18 protein-coding genes and 1 pseudogene are annotated in these 18,501 nt (G+C 70.3%); 10 read left to right on the plus strand and 9 right to left on the minus strand.

Translation table 11 applies throughout. From position 1 onward, the window contains the following. Positions 1-121: 121 nt before the first annotated feature. Positions 122-1,888: an arginine--tRNA ligase gene (gene argS / locus AB0M87_RS12660; protein ID WP_365851926.1), complete on the plus strand. Its 1,767-nt coding sequence runs from the start codon at positions 122-124 to the stop codon at positions 1,886-1,888. An 18-nt stretch (positions 1,889-1,906) separates the two neighbouring features. Here the strand turns inward: argS and AB0M87_RS12665 are convergent, their stop codons facing one another. Further along, positions 1,907-3,193 carry a helix-turn-helix transcriptional regulator gene (locus tag AB0M87_RS12665; protein WP_365851927.1) on the minus strand — a complete coding sequence of 429 codons (1,287 nt, stop codon included), beginning with the start codon at positions 3,191-3,193 and terminating at the stop codon, positions 1,907-1,909. A gap of 277 nt (positions 3,194-3,470) precedes the next feature. Here AB0M87_RS12665 and AB0M87_RS12670 point away from each other — a divergent pair, with 277 nt between their 5' ends. Further along, positions 3,471-3,995, plus strand: a complete 525-nt coding sequence (locus tag AB0M87_RS12670) for a DUF4232 domain-containing protein (RefSeq protein WP_365851928.1) — start codon at positions 3,471-3,473, stop codon at positions 3,993-3,995. A gap of 46 nt (positions 3,996-4,041) precedes the next feature. On the opposite strand, the gene AB0M87_RS12675 is transcribed toward AB0M87_RS12670, so the two are convergent. Then, positions 4,042-4,521: a MarR family transcriptional regulator gene (locus AB0M87_RS12675; protein ID WP_365851929.1), complete on the minus strand. Its 480-nt coding sequence runs from the start codon at positions 4,519-4,521 to the stop codon at positions 4,042-4,044. A gap of 70 nt (positions 4,522-4,591) precedes the next feature. Here AB0M87_RS12675 and AB0M87_RS12680 point away from each other — a divergent pair, with 70 nt between their 5' ends. The 4 genes and pseudogenes from AB0M87_RS12680 to AB0M87_RS12695 all read left to right on the plus strand — a co-directional run bounded on the left by AB0M87_RS12680 (position 4,592) and on the right by AB0M87_RS12695 (position 6,285). Then, on the plus strand, positions 4,592-5,146 hold the full coding sequence (locus AB0M87_RS12680; protein ID WP_365851930.1) for a carboxymuconolactone decarboxylase family protein: 555 nt from the start codon (positions 4,592-4,594) through the stop codon (positions 5,144-5,146). Between the two features lie 115 nt (positions 5,147-5,261). Then, a complete protein-coding gene (locus AB0M87_RS12685) occupies positions 5,262-5,624 on the plus strand; it encodes a GNAT family N-acetyltransferase (RefSeq protein ID WP_365851969.1) in 363 nt (120 codons plus the stop codon). Beyond that, positions 5,522-5,821 (plus strand): annotated as a pseudogene (locus AB0M87_RS12690) (amidase family protein); the annotation flags it as partial. The gene AB0M87_RS12685 and the pseudogene AB0M87_RS12690, both read left to right, overlap by 103 nt. 80 nt (positions 5,822-5,901) lie before the next feature. Next, complete coding sequence (locus AB0M87_RS12695) at positions 5,902-6,285, plus strand: VOC family protein (protein ID WP_365851931.1); 384 nt, start codon at positions 5,902-5,904, stop codon at positions 6,283-6,285. 38 nt (positions 6,286-6,323) lie between these two features. Here the strand turns inward: AB0M87_RS12695 and AB0M87_RS12700 are convergent, their stop codons facing one another. Beyond that, a complete protein-coding gene (locus AB0M87_RS12700) occupies positions 6,324-7,022 on the minus strand; it encodes a YafY family protein (protein WP_365851932.1) in 699 nt (232 codons plus the stop codon). A 230-nt stretch (positions 7,023-7,252) separates the two neighbouring features. Between AB0M87_RS12700 and AB0M87_RS12705 the strand changes: the two genes are divergently transcribed. Continuing rightward, positions 7,253-8,038, plus strand: a complete 786-nt coding sequence (locus AB0M87_RS12705; RefSeq protein WP_365851933.1) for a DUF4253 domain-containing protein — start codon at positions 7,253-7,255, stop codon at positions 8,036-8,038. Between the two features lie 205 nt (positions 8,039-8,243). Here AB0M87_RS12705 and hemB read toward each other — a convergent pair whose 3' ends face one another. From hemB to AB0M87_RS12735, 6 genes are all read right to left on the minus strand, one after another. Next, positions 8,244-9,233, minus strand: a complete 990-nt coding sequence (gene hemB / locus AB0M87_RS12710) for a porphobilinogen synthase (RefSeq protein WP_365851934.1) — start codon at positions 9,231-9,233, stop codon at positions 8,244-8,246. Positions 9,234-9,289: 56 nt separating this feature from the next. Next, complete coding sequence (locus tag AB0M87_RS12715) at positions 9,290-10,948, minus strand: bifunctional uroporphyrinogen-III C-methyltransferase/uroporphyrinogen-III synthase (RefSeq protein ID WP_365851935.1); 1,659 nt, start codon at positions 10,946-10,948, stop codon at positions 9,290-9,292. Beyond that, positions 10,945-11,904, minus strand: a complete 960-nt coding sequence (gene hemC, locus AB0M87_RS12720; protein WP_365851936.1) for a hydroxymethylbilane synthase — start codon at positions 11,902-11,904, stop codon at positions 10,945-10,947. Before hemC ends, AB0M87_RS12715 begins: the two co-directional genes overlap by 4 nt. After that, the gene (locus AB0M87_RS12725) at positions 11,901-13,289 is read right to left on the minus strand and encodes a glutamyl-tRNA reductase (RefSeq protein WP_365851937.1); all 1,389 of its coding nucleotides are present in this window, start codon (positions 13,287-13,289) and stop codon (positions 11,901-11,903) included. The genes hemC and AB0M87_RS12725 overlap by 4 nt, the downstream gene beginning before the upstream one ends. Beyond that, positions 13,286-14,062 (minus strand): redox-sensing transcriptional repressor Rex, encoded by a 777-nt coding sequence (locus tag AB0M87_RS12730; protein WP_365851938.1) that lies wholly within the window; start codon positions 14,060-14,062, stop codon positions 13,286-13,288. Before AB0M87_RS12730 ends, AB0M87_RS12725 begins: the two co-directional genes overlap by 4 nt. 274 nt (positions 14,063-14,336) lie before the next feature. Beyond that, positions 14,337-14,615, minus strand: coding sequence for a glutaredoxin family protein (locus AB0M87_RS12735; protein ID WP_365851939.1), 279 nt, complete (start codon positions 14,613-14,615; stop codon positions 14,337-14,339). A 207-nt stretch (positions 14,616-14,822) separates the two neighbouring features. Between AB0M87_RS12735 and AB0M87_RS12740 the strand changes: the two genes are divergently transcribed. The 3 genes from AB0M87_RS12740 (at position 14,823) to AB0M87_RS12750 (ending at position 18,405) form a co-directional block, all read left to right on the plus strand. Continuing rightward, positions 14,823-15,758, plus strand: coding sequence for an HAD-IB family hydrolase (locus tag AB0M87_RS12740; RefSeq protein WP_365851940.1), 936 nt, complete (start codon positions 14,823-14,825; stop codon positions 15,756-15,758). Positions 15,759-16,174: 416 nt separating this feature from the next. Continuing rightward, positions 16,175-16,948 carry an ECF subfamily RNA polymerase sigma factor, BldN family gene (locus tag AB0M87_RS12745; RefSeq protein WP_365851941.1) on the plus strand — a complete coding sequence of 258 codons (774 nt, stop codon included), beginning with the start codon at positions 16,175-16,177 and terminating at the stop codon, positions 16,946-16,948. A 236-nt stretch (positions 16,949-17,184) separates the two neighbouring features. Further along, on the plus strand, positions 17,185-18,405 hold the full coding sequence (locus tag AB0M87_RS12750; RefSeq protein WP_365851943.1) for a DUF5667 domain-containing protein: 1,221 nt from the start codon (positions 17,185-17,187) through the stop codon (positions 18,403-18,405). The last annotated feature ends 96 nt before the right edge of the window (positions 18,406-18,501 follow it).

Here is an 18,501-nt window from a genome sequence, read left to right on the forward strand (position 1 = left end):
GTCGGCCAGTACTGGCGACAGCCATTGTCCCAGGTCCCCCGCCGACCGCGAAAATGGCTTTACGGGCCATGGGATACTTGGGTCCATCCCTTGTACCCCTACGGAAACGGCAGTCGGCCCCATGCCTGAGCCAGTCTCGGTCACCTCGCTCGCTTCGACGCTCCAGCAGCACCTCTCGGACGCCCTGACGGCAGCTCTGCCGGACGCCGGCGTCTCGGACCCGCTGCTGCGCCGAAGCGACCGGGCCGACTTCCAGGCCAACGGCATCCTGGCGCTCGCCAAGAAGCTCAAGGGCAACCCGCGCGAGCTGGCGGCCACCGTCACCGCGGCGATCCCGGCCAACGAGCTGATCAAGGACATCGAGGTCTCCGGACCCGGCTTCCTCAACATCAGACTCGCCGACCGGGCGATCACCGAAACCCTCGCCGCCCGCGCCGCCGACGGCCGCCTCGGCGTGCCGTTCGCCGCGAACCCGGGCACCACGGTCATCGACTACGCCCAGCCGAACGTCGCCAAGGAGATGCACGTCGGGCACCTGCGCTCCGCCGTGATCGGCGACGCGATGGCCAAGATCATGGAGTTCGAGGGCGAGACGGTGGTGCGCCGCCACCACATCGGTGACTGGGGCACCCAGTACGGGATGCTCATCCAGTACCTGATCGAGCACCCCCACGAGCTGGACCACGAGGGCGGCGAGGCGGCCGGTGAGGCCGCGATGTCCGCGCTCAACCGGATCTACAAGGCATCCCGGGCGGTCTTCGACTCCGACGAGGCGTTCAAGGAGCGCTCGCGTGACCGGGTGGTCGCCCTGCAGTCCGGGGACCCGGAGACGCGCGCGCTGTGGCAGCAGTTCGTCGACGAGTCGAAGATCTACTTCTACTCGGTCTTCAACAAGCTGGACATGGAGATCAGCGACCCCGACATCGTCGGTGAGTCCGCCTACAACGACATGCTCGAGGAGACCTGCCGCCTGCTGGAGGAGTCCGGCGTCGCGGTCCGCTCCGAGGGCGCGCTCTGCGTCTTCTTCGACGACGTGAAGGGCCCGGACGGCAACCCGGTGCCGCTCATCGTCAAGAAGACCAACGGCGGTTACGGCTATGCGGCCACCGACCTCTCCGCCATCCGCAACCGGGTGCAGGAGCTCAAGGCGAACACGCTGGTCTATGTCGTGGACGCCCGCCAGTCCCTGCACTTCAAGATGGTCTTCGAGACGGCCCGCCGGATCGGCTGGCTGAGCGACGAGGTCAAGGCCTACCAGCTGGCGTTCGGCACGGTCCTCGGCAAGGACGGCAAGCCGTTCAAGACCCGTGAGGGCGAGACGGTGCGGCTGGAGGACCTGCTCGACGAGGCCACCGAGCGCGCGTCCGCGGTCGTGCGGGAGAAGGCGCAGGACCTCACCGAGGAGGAGATCGCCGAGCGCGGCACGCAGGTCGGCATCGGAGCGGTGAAGTACGCGGACCTGTCGACGTCCGCGAGCCGGGACTACAAGTTCGACCTGGACCAGATGGTGTCGCTGAACGGCGACACCAGCGTCTACCTCCAGTACGCGTACGCCCGTATCCAGTCGATCCTCCGCAAGGCTGGCGACACCGGGCCTGCCGCGCACCCGGAGCTGGCGCTGGCCCCGGCCGAGCGCACGCTGGGCCTGCACCTGGACCGGTTCGCCGAGACGCTCAGCGAGGTCGCCGCCGAGTACGCCCCGCACAAACTGGCCGCGTACCTCTACCAGTTGGCCTCGCACTACACGACGTTCTACGCCGAGTGCCCGGTCCTCAAGGCCGAGACCCCGGCGCACATCGAGAACCGGCTGTTCCTCTGCGAGCTCACCGCCCGCACGCTCCACCAGGGCATGGAGCTGCTGGGCATCCGGACGCCCGAGCGGCTCTGAACCACGGCTGCCGGGGCCTCATTCGCCCGGCTCGACCGCTTCCCAGCCGTCGCCGCCCAGCGGGTGGACGTAATGCGGCAGGCCGTTCCCGGCGGCGCTCGCCCGGAACGGCTTGCCGTGGTCACCGATGAGCAGCGTCCCGTGCCGGTCGCCGCTGCTCCAGCGGAGCTCCAGGTACCAGCTGACGTCGTGGCCCGCCGTGTGCGCGTTCACCTCGAGCACCTGCGGGTCGGTCGTGGACACCATGTACGGGAAGTCCGTGGCCGGAATCTTTCGGTCGCCCTGGACCCCGCTGGTCGCCCGGGTCACCGGCATACCCGCGTCGAGGTTCACGTCGAAGGCCGCCGGGACGAGTCCGCCGCCGCAGCCGTCGCCCATCGCGTACGACGCCCAGCCGAGCGGCGCGTGACGCCCCACGATCCGTACGTGCAGGGCCTGCAGCACCACCGCGTCCGTCGTTTTCCCCTGCACGGACAACTCGATCCGCGCCCCGCCGGAGGACACTGCGCCGAGACCACTGGCCCAGTCGGCGGCGTCCTGTTCGGTGACCGGCGGGGGCACTCGGTCCGGTTTCCGGTCCACCAGATACGACTGGCTGCACGGCCCGTCCCAGAGGTACGGCCGCACGTCCACGCTCAGGGGCACGGCGGGAACGCTGGCCCCGTCGGCGCCCAGAGCCCCCGATGGGGCGTGGCTGTGACCGGCGGATACGGACGGCGAGGCGGACCGGGACGGGGGCGCGGAGCCGGTCGGCCGCTTCGACGGTTCGGCAGGCGCCGACGAACTCGGAGGCGCCGGGATCTTCTCGGGAACGACGGCGACCGTCGACGTCCCCGAAGGCCGCGATGTGCCCGAGTGCGTGAGAGCTACGGCGACCGGCACGGCCACGGCGACGCTCGCGGCGACGGCGGCTCCGATGAGCCACGGCTGTCGCCGCCTCGTCCAGCGGGCGGCGGGGGCAGCAGCAACGGGGCGCACCGGTGCGGGCTCGGGCGCGGCCACCGGGACGGCCTCCGGGACCACCTCGTCCGTGGCCACCACACCCTTCGGCCGCCGCCTCACCGCGTCGGCCAGGATCCACCGCCGGTGCAGCTCGACCAGCTCGTCCGGTGTCGCCGTGCAGAGCCGCGCGAACCGCTCGACCGGCGCGTACTCGGTCGGCACCGCATCGCCGTTGCAGTAACGGTGGACAGTGGAGGTGCTCATGTGGAGCTTCCCCGCGAGCACCCCGTAGCTGCGCCCCGAACGGACCTTCAGCTTCCGCAGCAGCGCGGCGAATTCCTCGGTCTCCGAGCCCACAGCCACTGTTCCCCCTCGTACCGCGTCCCAGGCAGGCGTTCCAGGGACCTCGTATCTCCCCAGGTCACAGTACGCGCAGGCGTTCCAGCGTCCCCAATGGACCGGGAACGATTGCGGCCGGAATCAGCCACCCCACAAGCTGAGTTCGTGACCAGCAGATTCCGGTCCGGCCTCACCGATCTCGTGGCCCTGGTTGTCCTGGCCGCGTCCACGGCGACCGTCGCGACGCTCATCGCGCACTTCTGACACGTCATTCCGAACAACACGGGGAGAACCACTCACCATGAACATCCGCCGCACCCGCATCGCCGCCACCACCCTGGTCGCCGCACTCGCCCTGACCGGCCTCTCCACGGCCGCCGCCACTGCGGCGCCCGCCGGGGCCGCGAAGCGGGTCACCTGTGTCGGCGACAACACCAAGGTCACCGTCAGCAAGGTGAGCCGACCGGTGAACCACCTGCTCATCAAGATCACCAACGCCGGCACCCGCACCTGCGACGCCTACTACGCCCCCACCGTCACCTTCGACCACGACACCTGGCACGCGAAGGTCGTCGAGGACAGCCAGCCGCAGGCCGTGGTCACCCTCTTCCCCGGCGAGTCCGGTTACGCGTCGCTCGGCCTGGCCGGCGAGGGCAACCACCACCAGCACAAGGCCAAGCACGCCACGCTCTCCTTCAAGGCCCGTAACGGCGGCTCAACCCACACCGCCCCGGACCGGCTGAAGCTCCCGGCGGGCACGGTGGTGAACAACGGCGCCTACGTCACGTACTGGCAGTACTCGGCAGCCGACGCGCTGGTCTGGTAGCGGAGTCGCGGGTTGTGCGTTGCCCGCAACGCACAACCCGCGCCCTTCACCCCGCGAACCAGCTCGCGGCGTCGAGCCGGAACGCCCCCTCCGGCGCCATCGTTCTGAGGCTCGACTCCAGGTCGGCCAGGCGGGCCGGGCCCAGCTCGCTCGCCCACTGGGCGTGCAACCGGTCGAAGATCGCGGCCGAGCGCACCAGTACGTCGACGCCTCGCGCGGTGAGCCGGACCAGCTTCCGCCGTCCATCGGCGGGATCGTCGAAGCGCTCGACGTAACCCAGCATTTCCAGCCGCTCCACCGTCTTGCCGGCCGCCTGCTTGGAGACGCCGAGCCGCCGCCCGATCTCGGTCGCGGTGGCGCCCTGCCGGCCCACGGCCTGCAACGCGAACCCGTACGCGGGCCGCACCTCGGGGTGCCCCTCCTGAGCCAGTTCGGCGTGCAACTCGTCGATGAGCGAACGGAATCCGGCGAACAGCAGCAGCGGCAACTCGAAGCCGCGCCCCGGCCCCGGCGCAGCCTCAGCCATTGCGAAACTCGACAATGTGGTTTACCTTTTCGTCAATCACGTTGTCGATTTTACGGCCGAGGGGTCATCTATGCCAGTCACCGCGTTTCCCGATCACACACTCGAATCCGCCCCCGAAGCCGCACGTCGCGCCCTGCGGGCGACCACCGACCGGCTCGGCTACCTGCCGTCGCCCGTGGCCCGGATGGCCACCTCGCCCCACACCCTCGACGGCTTCCTGAAGCTCAGCGCGATCTTCGAATCGACCACCCTCGCGCAACTCGACCGCGAGGTCCTGATCCTCACCATCGCCACTCGCAACGAGTGCCACGTGTGCGTGGCCATGCATACGGCGAAGCTCACCGCGATGCACGCGGACCCCGCCCTCATCAAGGCACTCCGCGCCCAACAGCCGCTGCCGGACGCCAAACTGGAGGCGCTGCGCGCCTTCACCCTGGCGGTACTCGCCACCGCCGGCGCGGTCGAGGAGACCCGACTCAGCGCGTTCCTCAAGCACGGCTACACCGCCCAGAACGCCCTGGAAGTCGTCCTGGGCATCGGCACCTACACCCTCTCCACCTTCGCCAACCGGCTGACCGGCGCACCGATCGACGAACAGCTCGCCGCGTTCGCCCCGGAGGGTTAGGGCCTGTCCGGCGGATCACACTCTGGTCGCGCATCCTCGTTCGTTTGCGCGAAAGGGGTTCTGGACGGTGTGATCGGCGCCGCACTACGGTCTTCTGATGTCCCTTCTCACCCCGATGCTGCCGTCCAGCTACCGTTCACGCCCTGCGACTGCCGACGACATCGGCGTGCGCCACGATCACCGGGGCCAAGGCATCGCGCGACTACTGCTGCGCCGTACCTTCCGCGCCTTCCATCGGGCAGGCCGACGCTCCTGCACGCTCTGGACACACTCGGACACCGGCGCACTCGACCTGTACCTGCGGGTGGGTATGACGGTCCGGCACAGCTCCACGGTCTTCCGCAAGCAACTGCGGTTGAACGCACCTTCGCCCACGCCGACCTCCTGGCCACCCCGACCACCCCCCACGCACCACACGGCCACCAGGGGCCGCCCGGGAACGCCCGGGAACGCCCGGGAACGCCCGGGAACGCCATGAGCGTGGCCTTGACCTGGGCCTTCAATATCAGCGGACGCCCTGCCATCAGCCTGCCCGCAGGCACCACTCCGACCGGCCGGCCGGTCGGGCTCCAGTTGATCGCCAGGCATGGAGGGGAGGCCGGCCTGCTGGCTTTGGCCAAGGCAGCTGAGGAGGCAGGGGGCGCCCCGGCAGCGAAGTTTCCCCACCGCGCGTAAACACCGACAGGGGGTTGTCGCCGCCGTCCCCGAGAGTGGGTCGAGCCGGGAGAGGCCCGGTGCGACACGAGAGGGATGACATGCCTGGATTCAACGGCATCGGCTGGTTCGAGATCGGCACCGACGACCCGGCGGCCGCGAAGCGGTTCTACGGTGACGTGTTCGGCTGGACGGCCTCGCACGACGACACGAAGAGCACCGACCCGGCGTACCAGGTCCTCACCACGGGCGACGCGGAGGGGTTGCACGGCGGACTCTTCGCGACCGAGGGAAAGATGCCCGGTTACGCGGTTTTCAGCGTGCTGGTCGAGGACGTCGAGGCGGCCTGCCGACGGGCCGAAGAGGCGGGTGGCCAGGTTCAGCGCGCGCCGCAGGTCAACCCGGTCGGGGTGACGTTCGCGCATCTGCTGGACCCGGCCGGTAACCACTTCTCGGTGTTCACGCCACCGTCCGTCCGGCCCTGAGCCGAGAGGCGGCCCTGTCGGCCGGGGGCTCTGCTTCGTCAATTCAGGGTGAGCTGACGGACGATGCCCTCCGGAATGTCGAGATCCTCGCTGCGCAGCGAGCGCGGCGGGGGCACCTCGGCGGTGACCGAGACCGAGGTGATCCGGTCGGTGCGGAAGACGCGCAGGGCGTCGCGCAGCCGGCACCAGGCCACCAGATACCAGCGGTCGGTCTTGCCGATGTAACCGAGTGGCTCGATCTCGCGCATCGAGGTGGCACCGTCGCGGTCGCCGTAGCCGATGCGCAGGACGCGGCGGGTCTCCAGCGCGTCGGCCACCATGCGGGGCATCGACGGTGTGGTGGTCGCGTCGCCGAGCAGGTGGATACGGCCCGCCAGGTCATGGGCCGCGGCGGCGTCGTCACCCTGCATCGCCGCGACCAGCTTGCGCAGCGCCGAGCCCGCGGCCGCTTGGAACGGCGTGCCCTCCAGCCGCCGCAGCGCCACCGCCATCGCGACCGCTTCGCCCGGCGTCAGGTTGACCGGTGGCAGCGTGCGTGCCTTGTCGAGGCAGTAGCCGCCCGTGCGGCCGGGCTCGGCGTAGACCGGCACCCCCGACTGCTGCAGCGCGCTGATGTCCCGTTCGACCGTGCGGACGCTCACCTCGAAACGACCGGCCAGCCAGCGCGCGCTGCGCGGCCGGGGCGCGACAGCCCGCAACTCCTCGACCAGGGCGTAGAGGCGATCGGTTCGGTTCACACGGCCAACCTACAAGGCGGGTATGACACAGGACGACGGCCCCGGCCCGCACACCGTCCCTGCGAAAAAACGTGAGCACTTCGCCGCAAAGTGTTCAGTGCCCGCTCAACTGAGCGCCCCGTGAACACATCGGCTGCAACTCTTCACGTTTTTCACGCAGGGGGTCAGCCGGGAGGGCGATGGGACCGACGGAACGACCAGTGTCAGTGGCCCCCTCTATGGTCATCGTCATGGCGACGCTCCCGAATCCGCTCCCTTCCCTGGCCACGTCCGGCCTGGACCTCCCGCCCGGCACGCTGGTGGACACCACCTCCGACGGCCCGTGGCACGAGCCTCTTCTCTGGTACGCCGACGCGCCGGGAAACCCGACCGCGTGGGCCGGTCTGCGGGCGGCGGGCCGGCCGCTCGGGCTGCTTCCCGTGCTGATCGACGGCGGGGACCGCGGCCAGTGGCCCGAGGAGTGGGACCTCGCCCCGGCCAGGACCTCGTATGCGGGCGATCACGACGCCGAGGACGTACTGCGCGAGTTCTGGGAGGAGTACGCCGACGACGAGCTGGGGGCCGGCGGCGCCCCGTGGCCCGGTCTGGGGCCGACTCCGTCCCGGAGCACGTCCGAAGACCCGGACGAATTGGCTGCCGAGGTCGCCCGGCAGCTCGCCGCATCCGAAATACCGGGCGCGCGCCCGGCACTCGTCCCGGCACGGCGCAGCGCGGACATTCCGGCGGCCATCGGCTGGTCGGGGCCGGTGAACCAGGAGAACGACGTGGCCCGGCTCTGCGCGGTGCTGCGTTCGTGGGAGGACCGCTTCGACATCCGGGTGGTGGCGCTCGGCTTCGACACCCTGACCGTCTCCGTCGGGCGGCCGCCCACCACGGCGGCGGAGGCGCGGGCACTCGCCGACGAGCACTTCGCGTTCTGCCCGGACACCATCCAGCAGAGCCCGCCGTACGACCTGGACGGGTACGCCGAGAAGGTTCTGCTGAACCAGGGGGCGTGGTGGTTCTGGTGGGACTGAGCGCCTCGCAGCGGGCAGTTGAGCACACCGCGACCGCACCGCCCTCGGGTGCTTCGCCCGGCGACCGGCCGTAGGCCGGTCAGGCCGCGAGTCCGAGAGCGCCGCCTGGCGGGGAGGCGGCAGGCACTGGCGGGGAGTGCTTCGGAGCGGCCGGGGACAACAACGAACGGGCCACGGTATCCGTGGCCCGTTCACCGTCGGCGCGTCAGAGCTGCTGCGCGACCTCCGTCGCCCAGTACGTCAGGATCATGTTCGCGCCCGCCCGCTTGATGCCCGTCAGGGTCTCCAGGATCGCGCGGTCCCGGTCGATCCAGCCCTTCTCGGCGGCCGCCTCGATCATCGAGTACTCGCCGCTGATCTGGTACGCGGCCACCGGCACGTCCACCGATTCGGCGACCTTGGCCAGGACGTCCAGGTAGGGGCCGGCCGGCTTGACCATCACCATGTCGGCGCCCTCGTCGAGGTCCAGCGCCAGCTCGCGCAGCGACTCGCGGATGTTCGCCGGGTCCTGCTGGTAGGTCTTGCGGTCGCCTTTCAGCGACGAGCCGACGGCCTCGCGGAACGGGCCGTAGAAGGCGGACGAGTACTTCACGGTGTACGCGAGGATCGCCACGTCCTCCTTGTCGATGGTGTCCAGGGCGTCCCGAATCACGCCGACCTGGCCGTCCATCATGCCGCTGGGGCCCACCACATGGGCGCCCGCGTCGGCCTGGACCTGGGCCATCTCGGCATACCGCTCCAGGGTGGCGTCGTTGTCGACACGGCCCGAGTCGTCCAGCACACCGCAGTGGCCGTGGTCGGTGAACTCGTCGAGGCAGAGATCGGACATGATGATCAGCTCGTCGCCCACCTCGGCCCGCACATCGCGCAGCGCCACTTGGAGGATGCCCTCCGGGTCGGTGCCGGCCGAACCGGTCGCGTCCTTCTTGGCGTCCTCGGGGACGCCGAAGAGCATGATCCCCGAGACGCCCGCGGAGACCGCCTCGACGGCCGCCTTCCGCAGGGTGTCCCGGGTGTGCTGGACCACGCCGGGCATCGCGGCGATCGGCACCGGCTCCGTGATGCCCTCCCGCACGAAGGCGGGCAGGATCAGGTCGGACGGGTGCACCCGCGTCTCGGCGACCATCCGCCGCATCGCGGGGGTGGTGCGCAACCGCCGGGGACGGGCGCCGGGGAACGATCCGTACACAGTCATCTTCAGTTACCTTCTCGAACGCGTAAGACCGGTCGGCAAACGGGGACGCCGACCGCTCAGGTGGTGCGTCGCCTGCGGCCACCCGGGCGGCGCTCACTGGGGCGGGTGACGGTCTCACCCGCCTCCTTCGCCGTCTCCCGACGCTGCGCGCCGAACTCGGCGAGTGCCTCGGCCAGCCGGTGCACGGACGGCTCGGGCGACATCACGTCGACCCGGAGGCCGTGCTCCTCGGCTGTCTTGGCGGTGGCCGGACCGATGCAGGCGATGACCGTCACATTGTGCGGCTTGCCCGCGATACCGACCAGGTTACGGACCGTGCTCGACGAGGTGAAGAGCACCGCGTCGAAACCGCCGCCCTTGATCCCCTCGCGGGTCTCGGCCGGGGGCGGCGACGCGCGCACCGTGCGGTAGGCGGTGACGTCGTCGACCTCCCAGCCCAGCTCGATGAGCCCGGCCACCAGCGTCTCGGTGGCGATGTCGGCGCGCGGCAGGAAAACCCGGTCGATCGGGTCGAAGACCGGGTCGTAGGGCGGCCAGTCCTCCAGCAGCCCGGCCGCTGACTGCTCGCCGGACGGTACGAGATCGGGCTTGACGCCGAACTCGATCAACGAGGCGGCCGTCTGCTCACCGACGGCGGCGACCTTGATCCCGGCGAAGGCCCGGGCGTCGAGCCCGTACTCCTCGAACTTCTCCCGGACCGCCTTCACTGCGTTGACCGAGGTGAACGCGATCCACTCGTAGCGGCCGGTGACCAGGCCCTTGACCGCGCGCTCCATCTGCTGCGGGGTGCGCGGCGGCTCGACGGCGATGGTGGGGACCTCGTGCGGCACCGCGCCGTAGGACCGGAGTTGGTCGGAGAGCGAGGCCGCCTGCTCCTTCGTACGCGGCACGAGCACCCGCCACCCGAAGAGCGGCTTGGACTCGAACCACGACAACTGGTCGCGCCGGGCGGCGGAGCTGCGCTCGCCGACCACGGCTATGACCGGCTGGTGGCCGTCCGGCGACGGCAGCACCTTGGCCTGCTTGAGCACCTGGGCGACCGTGCCGAGCGTGGCGCACCAGGTGCGCTGGCGGGTGGTGGTGCCGGCGATGGTGACGGTCATCGGGGTGTCGGGCTTGCGGCCCGCGGAGACCAGCTCACCCGCGGTCGCACCGACCGTGTCGAGGGTGGCGGAGACGACGGCGGTGGCGTCGCTGGCACCGACCTCGCTCCAGCAGCGGTCGGACGCGGTACGGGCATCGACGAAGCGCACGTCCGTGCCCTGCTGGTCGCGCAGCGGCACACCGGCGTAGGCGGACACACCCACCGCCGTGGAGACGCCGGGGACGACCTCGAAGGGAATGCCGGCGGAGGCGCAGGCCAGCATCTCCTCGCCGGAGTTCCCGTCCAGGCCGGGGTCGCCGCTGACGGCACGGACGACCCGCTTGCCGCTCCTCGCGGCCTCCATGACAAGATTGCCCGCATCTCGGATGGCCGGGATACCGGCGGCTGTTGACGCTTCGTCAACAATCGTCAGCTGAGGCGTGCTCACGGATGCCCGTGCATGGCCGCGTACCACGTCGAGCACCTGCGGCTCGGCGATCAGTACGTCCGCACTCGCCAGGGCTTCCACGGCGCGCAGTGTGAGCAGTCCCGGATCTCCGGGTCCGGCACCGAGGAAGGTGACGTGCCCGTGCGTGGGAAGGACGGGGTGGTTCGATGTGGTGGGGCTCATCGTGCTCGCTCCCCCATAAGACCGGCCGCACCCTTGGCCAGCATCTCGGACGCGAGTTCGCGTCCGAGCGCCTCGATGCCTTCGTGCGACGCAGGTACGGGACCGGTGGTGGACAACTGCACCAGCGAGGAACCGTCGGGCGAGCCGACGACGCCGCGCAGGCGCATCTCGGTGACAGCAGACTGCCCGTCGGCCAGGACGTCGGCCAGTGCGCCAACAGGCGCACTGCAACCGGCCTCCAGGGCGGCGAGCAGGGATCGCTCGGCGGTGACGGCGGCCCGCGTGTACGGGTCGTCGAGCTCCGCGAGCGAGGCAATGAGGGCGGTGTTCGACGCCGCGCACTCGACTGCCAGGGCCCCCTGGCCGGGGGCGGGCAGGATGATGTCGACCGGCAGGAACTCGGTCACTTCGGCGGTCCTGCCGATCCGGCTGAGCCCGGCCGCGGCGAGAACCACCGCGTCCAGCTCGCCGCTGCGGACGAAGCCGATGCGGGTGTCGATGTTGCCGCGGATCGGCACGGTCTCGATGCGGAGCCCGTGGTTACGGGCGTACGCGTTGAGCTGCGCCATCCGGCGCGGCGAACCCGTACCCACCCGGGCACCGTCCGGCAGCCGCTCGAAGGGCAGGCCGTCCCGCGCGATCAGCACGTCCCTGGGGTCCTCACGGACCGGGATCGCGGCGAGCACCAGCTCGTCGGGCTGCGTGGTCGGCAGGTCCTTCAGGGAGTGCACGGCGAAGTCGACATCCCCGCTCACCAGCGCGTCACGCAGCGCGGTGACGAACACACCGGTCCCACCGATCTGCGCGAGATGCTCACGGGAGGTGTCCCCGTACGTGGTGATCTCGACGAGCTCCACGGGGCGACCCGTGATGCGGCGCACCGCCTCGGCAATTTGTCCTGACTGGGCCATGGCGAGCTTGCTCCGCCTGGTCCCCAGCCTCAAGGCATTGGTCATGCCCGCCCTCGGTTCTTGACATCTGTGTTGCTCAGGTCGGTCATATCGGCCCTGCTGACGGCCGCGACCGTCAACGGGTCGAGGTCGAAGAGTTCACGCAGCGCGTCCGCGTACCCGGCTCCGCCGGGCTCGCTCGCGAGCTGCTTCACCCGCACGGTGGGCGCGTGCAGGAGCTTGTCGACGACGCGGCGCACGGTCTGGGTGATCTCGGCGCGCTGCTTGTCGTCCAGGTCGGGGAGGCGTCCGTCGAGACGCGCGATCTCACCGGCGACCACGCCGGCCGCCATCGTACGCAGCGCGACGACGGTCGGGGTGATGTGCGCGGCGCGCTGCGCGGCGCCGAAGGCCGCCACCTCGTCGGAGACGAGGGTGCGTACCGCGTCGACGTCGGCGGCCATCGGTGCGTCGGCGGACGCGTCCGCCAGCGACTCGATGTCCACCAGGCGCACCCCGCCGATCCGGTGCACCGCGCCGTCGACATCGCGCGGCATGGCCAGGTCGAGCAGGGCGAGCCGGACGGGACGCGCGTCCCCGGACGCACCGGCGGGTGCGGGCCGCCGGTCCAGGGCTTCCGCGATGGCGTCCGCGGTCAGTACCAGGCCGGTCGCACCCGTACAGGAGACGACGACGTCGGCACGGACCAACTCGGCGCCGACCGCGTCCATCGGGACGGCCCTGGCTCCGGTACCGGCGGCGCGGAGGATCTCCACGAGCCGCTCGGCACGGGCCGGTGTGCGGTTGGCCACGACGACCTCACCGATACCGGCCCGGGACAGCGTGGCGGCGGCCAGCGAGGACATCGAGCCCGCGCCGATCACCAGGGCACGCTTCTCCTTGGCCCACACGGCCACGTCCGTACCATCGGCGAGCTGCTCGAGACCGAAGGTGACGAGCGACTGCCCGGCCCGGTCGATGCCGGTCTCGCTGTGGGCCCGCTTGCCCACGCGCAGCGCCTGCTGGAACAGATCGTTCAACAGCCGCCCTGCGGTGTGCAGTTCCTGGCCGAGGGCCAGGGCGTCCTTGATCTGGCCGAGGATCTGTCCCTCGCCGACGACCATCGAGTCCAGTCCGCAGGCCACCGAGAAGAGGTGGTGAACGGCCCGGTCCTCGTAGTGCACATAGAGATAAGGAGTGAGCTCGTCCAGGCCGACCCCGCTGTGCTGGGCGAGCAGCGTGGACAGCTCGGCGACGCCCGCGTGGAACTTGTCCACGTCGGCGTACAGCTCGATGCGGTTGCAGGTGGCGAGCGTCGTGGCCTCCGCGGCGGGCTCCGCCGCCAGGGTGTCCTGCAACAGCTTGGCCTGCGCGTCAGTGGAGAGCGCGGCACGCTCGAGCACGCTGACGGGGGCGCTGCGGTGGCTCAGTCCGACGACCAGGAGACTCATGCCGGCATCACGGCGGGCATGTCCCCGTCGGGTCCCTTCCGTTCGGCGTGGGCGGCGTGCGCGGCTCCCCGGAGGGGCGGCGCCCCGGCGGCGGCCGCGGCGGCTGCCCCTTCGCCGGCCTTGCGCTGCTCGTGGAAGGCGAGGATCTGCAGCTCGATGGAGAGGTCCACCTTGCGCACGTCGACGCCGTCGGGCACCGAGAGCACGGTGGGCGCGAAGTTGAGGATCGAGGTGATGCCGGCGGCGACCAGCCGCTCGCAGACGGGCTGGGCCGCGCCTGCGGGGGTCGCGATGACGCCGATGGAGACGCCGTTGTCGCTGATGATCTTCTCGAGGTCGTCGCTGTGCTGCACCGGGATCCCGGCGACGGGCTTGCCGGCCATCTCCGGGTCGGCGTCGATCAGTGCGGCGACCCGGAAGCCCCGGGAGGCGAACCCGCCGTAGTTGGCGAGTGCGGCGCCGAGGTTACCGATGCCGACGATGACGACTGGCCAGTCCTGGGTGAGACCGAGCTCACGCGAGATCTGATATACGAGATATTCGACGTCGTATCCGACCCCGCGGGTCCCGTACGAGCCCAAGTAGGAGAAGTCCTTGCGCAGCTTCGCGGAGTTGACCCCCGCGGCGGCCGCGAGCTCCTCGGACGAAACCGTGGGTACGGAACGCTCCGAGAGCCCGGTGAGGGCGCGAAGATACAGCGGAAGTCGGGCGACTGTGGCCTCGGGGATTCCTCGGCTACGGGTCGCCGGTCGGTGAGTTCGGCCAGTTGCCACGGTGCTCCTGCGGGATGAGCGAGGCTGCAGGCGGCCTCGTGTCGCAGGACCGCCCCGTCGAATGCAGGCTATGTCTTTGTGAACGCGTGCACAAAGATTGTGTCCGTTTTGTCCGCCTGAAGTGACCGGAGTCACGCGATGCGACCGCGCGACGCCGGAACTGCGGGCCGGTCCGATGCGTTCGCTTCCCGATGGGGGCAAAACCGCACACACTCCTCACGTCATCGCCCCCGAGACCGCTCAAATCGCCCACGATGGTAGCCGGGTTTAGGGGTCAGGCGCCCAGTGCGCGACGAAGGCGGTCCGGATCGACGCGCCAGAACGTGTGCTGAGCGCCGTCGATGAGGACCACGGGGATCTGCTCCCAGTACGCGGCGTTCAGCGCCTCGTCCTGGGTGATGTCCTTCTCTTCCCACTCCGTGCGGAGGTCCTCGCAGACCGTGGCGACGACCTTTCTCGCGTCGTCGCAGAGGTGGCAGCCGGGCTTCGCCAGCAGGGTGACGGTGTGGGGGGGCTCGGGGCCGCGGTGCGGGCGGCGCAACAGGGGACTCATCCCGCCATTGTCCGCCCGGTCCGGTGGCTTCTCCCCCCACGCGCCCCTTCCCCCAACCGGAACTCCGCCCCGGGCCCCGGTGAGGCGCCGAACGCCGACCCGGCCGGAGGCGCCGAGGTCCGCAGTGTGCGGTGACGCAACGAAGAGTTCACCCCACCGCATCGCCACACGGCGGGAACAGCCGAACAGACTGGCTATGCTCACGACATGGCCGCACTGGGATGGCTCACCCCTCGTAAGCGCTCGGCAACCGCACGCAGCGTGCTGGCAGGCGAGGCCGCTGCCGAAGCAGCCCGGAAGTCCTCGCAAGAGCTGGCGCAGGTGATGCCGGAGGGCGAGACCGCTGCGGAGCTCGGATTCCCCGTCGTGGGGGACGATCTGGCCGCTGCCTTCTTCGACCTCGACAACACCGTGATGCAGGGCGCCGCGATCTTCCACTTCGGCCGCGGCCTCTACAAGCGGAAGTTCTTCCAGCGCCGGGAACTCGCCAGATTCGCCTGGCAGCAGGCCTGGTTCCGGCTGGCCGGCGTGGAGGACCCGGAGCACATGCAGGACGCCCGCGACAGCGCGCTGTCCATCGTCAAGGGCCACCGGGTCTCCGAGCTGATGTCCATCGGCGAGGAGATCTACGACGAGTACATGGCGGACCGCATCTGGCCCGGCACCCGCGCGCTGGCCCAGGCCCACCTGGACGCGGGTCAGAAGGTGTGGCTGGTCACGGCCGCCCCCATCGAGACCGCGACGATCATCGCCCGGCGCCTGGGCCTGACCGGCGCCCTGGGCACCGTGGCCGAGTCCGTGAACGGCGTCTATACGGGCCGCCTGGTCGGCGAACCCCTGCACGGCCCGGCGAAGGCCGAAGCCGTACGGGCGCTTGCCGCCGCCGAAGGCCTGGACCTGGGCCGGTGCGCCGCGTACAGCGACTCGCACAACGACATCCCGATGCTCTCGCTGGTCGGACATCCGTACGCGATCAACCCGGACTCCAAGCTGCGCCGCCACGCCCGTGAGCGCGAGTGGCGGCTGCGCGACTACCGCACCGGCCGCAAGGCCGCCAAGGTCGGCATCCCCGCAGCCGCAGGGGTCGGCGCCCTGGCCGGGGGCACCGCCGCGGCCATGGCTCTGCACCGCCGCCGCCGCTGAGCCCACCCACCCGGCCCGCCGTGCCCCGCGCGACAGCCGCGACGCATCCGTTCGACGCGCCGACACGCCAGATCCGCACCTGACCGCGACACGCCGCCAGCCGGCACGTGCACGGGCAAATCGAACTTCTTACCCGTCCACCCGCGCCGCCAGTCCCGTTGCACCCGCTCGCGCACAAGTGGCCCCGCAATCAAGCGGATCGTGAGGCAATCCGATCAATAAGCGGTCACGAAGTGCTACTTGATTCGACGCGTTCACGTAAGAGAAGCGACGTAATCGATGATTTGAGCAACTGGGTGTAGCACTGCCTGTACGAAGCGTTATTCTCCTCAGACGCATACCGGACCCCACTCGTCATCACGTCGGGTGAAAGGTCCAGCACTGCACGTGATGGAAGCTCTGCCTCTGGGAGTCCCGTGTACCCACACGTCGGGGTTGACGCCTCGGGCCTGGCTACGCTGCGCGCAACGGTCCTGGACCAGCTGCGCGGCATTGTCCCCACCGCGTACGCCGTCCCCGCTTTTGCCACCCCTGTGCCCGCCGGCCCCTGCTATGCCCTCGCCGAGAACGGTGCGGCGGTCGGCAGACACAGCCGGGGCGGCACCGGCACGTCCACTGTCCGTCGGCCTGCGGCCGACAGCGACAGCGCTCGCATGATGGACCTCGTCGAACGTGCTCAGGCCGGCGAGGCCGATGCCTTCGGGCGCCTCTACGACCAGTACAGCGACACGGTCTACCGCTACATCTACTACCGCGTCGGCGGAAAGGCGACGGCGGAGGATCTCACCAGTGAGACCTTCCTACGCGCTCTGCGCCGTATCTCCACCTTCACCTGGCAGGGCCGTGACTTCGGCGCCTGGCTGGTCACCATCGCCCGGAACCTGGTCGCGGACCACTTCAAGTCGAGCCGATTCAGGCTGGAAGTGACCACGGGCGAAATGCTCGACGCCAACGAGGTCGAACGCAGTCCGGAGGACTCCGTCCTGGAGTCCCTCTCCAACGCCGCCCTGCTCGAAGCCGTCAAACGGCTCAACCCACAACAGCGGGAGTGCGTGACCCTGCGCTTCCTGCAAGGTCTCTCCGTCGCCGAGACGGCACGTGCGATGAGCAAGAACGAGGGTGCCATCAAGACGCTCCAGTACCGGGCCGTGCGCACGCTGGCACGACTGCTGCCGGATGACGCCCGGTGATCAACACCGATCGCAACTCACCCTCGGTCATGGGCTGATGACGCTGCCGTCATACTGCGGTCGGATCATCTTTCGTCCGTAACCCAAGCGCTGTGCGGCTCGTTGAGTGGGATGCAGGCTCCCTGTGGTCACGCCACGCCCGTAAGTGCTCACTCGATCGTGTGAATGCGCTCAAGGTGGGCAACCTTCCGGACCCCGAGGGGAGTCGATCGTCATGACGAGAGGAGGTGCCGCCAGTGATCGGACAAGTTTCGGCACACCGGCGGGCGAACGCCTTCGCCCAGGTCCTGGAGGAGCAGTCGCTCCGGGACACGGCGGCCGACCAGCCAGAAGATCCCGGCGATTCGGACGGACCAGGCGAACAAGAGCCGTTGCTCGCCCTGGTGACCCGTCTCGACGAGCTACCGAAACCGCAGCTGGACCCCGAGGTGAGAGTCGTGCAGCGGGCCCAGCTCGTTGCCGCCATGGAGGCCATGCTGCTGGAAGGCACCGCCCCGGGGGGAGGTGCGTCCGAGGGCCCTCAGGTGCCCGAACAGCGGACCGGTCGCGGCGCCCACCGGGCGAGCGCGCTCCGGAAACTGCGCCCCCGTTCCCGCTGGTCGAAGGGCATCGCTGCGGGCGGACTCGCCGTCGGTGTGGCCGCCGGAGCCTTCAGCGGCGTCGCCGCTGCCAGCTCCGACGCCCTCCCCGGTGATTCGCTGTACGGGCTGAAGCGCGGTATGGAGGATCTCAAGCTCGGGATGGCGGATGACAACGCCGACCGCGGTGAGATCTATCTGGACCAGGCCTCGACCCGGCTCCAGGAGGCCCGTCGCCTCATGGAGCGCGACCGGGCAGGCCAACTCGACCACGAACAACTGAGCGAAGTCCGCCGCGCGCTGAACGGCATGAACCACGATGCCAGCGAGGGCCACCGCCTGCTGCACGAGGCGTACGCACGGAACGGCGCACTCGGCCCGATCCGGACGCTCTCCTCGTTCTCCCACTCGCACCGGGAGGCCTGGAGCAAGCTCCGCGGTCGGCTGCCCGCGCAGCTGCATGACGTGGGAGACCGGGTGAGTTCGGTCTTCGACGCCATAGACCAGGAGGTCGAGCCGCTGCAGTCGCGGCTGCCCGAGCCCCCCGGCAGCACCCGAGGCCCGGCACACGCGGTCCCGTCCCAGCCGGGGGCCTCCGGGACCGAACGAACCGGACCCACGGCGTCCACCCCGGGCCGGGACAGGACGGGCAGCGGCACCCCGCAGCCCTCCAGCTCCGGCAGCAAGGCGGACCAGGGGCTGATCGGCGGCGACACCGGCGGTCTGCTCGACCCGCCGAAGTCGGACACCAGCCCGTCCTCCTCGCAGGACCCGGACCGGTCCGACAACAGCCGCCCCGGCGCGCCGCACGTCACCCTCCCACCGCTGCTCCCGGGGCTGCTCCCCGGTCTGGGCATCGACGAGCAGGACGCGCAGTAGCAGCACGGGCGTGAGGGGGGGGGGGGGGGGGCCCCCCCCCCCCCCCGGGGGGGGGGGGCCCCCCCAAAAAAAAACACCAGCGCCGCACCAACAGGT

The sequence above is a fragment of the Streptomyces sp. NPDC051320 genome (genome assembly GCF_040682175.1).
In the GTDB taxonomy this organism is placed as follows: domain Bacteria; phylum Actinomycetota; class Actinomycetes; order Streptomycetales; family Streptomycetaceae; genus Streptomyces.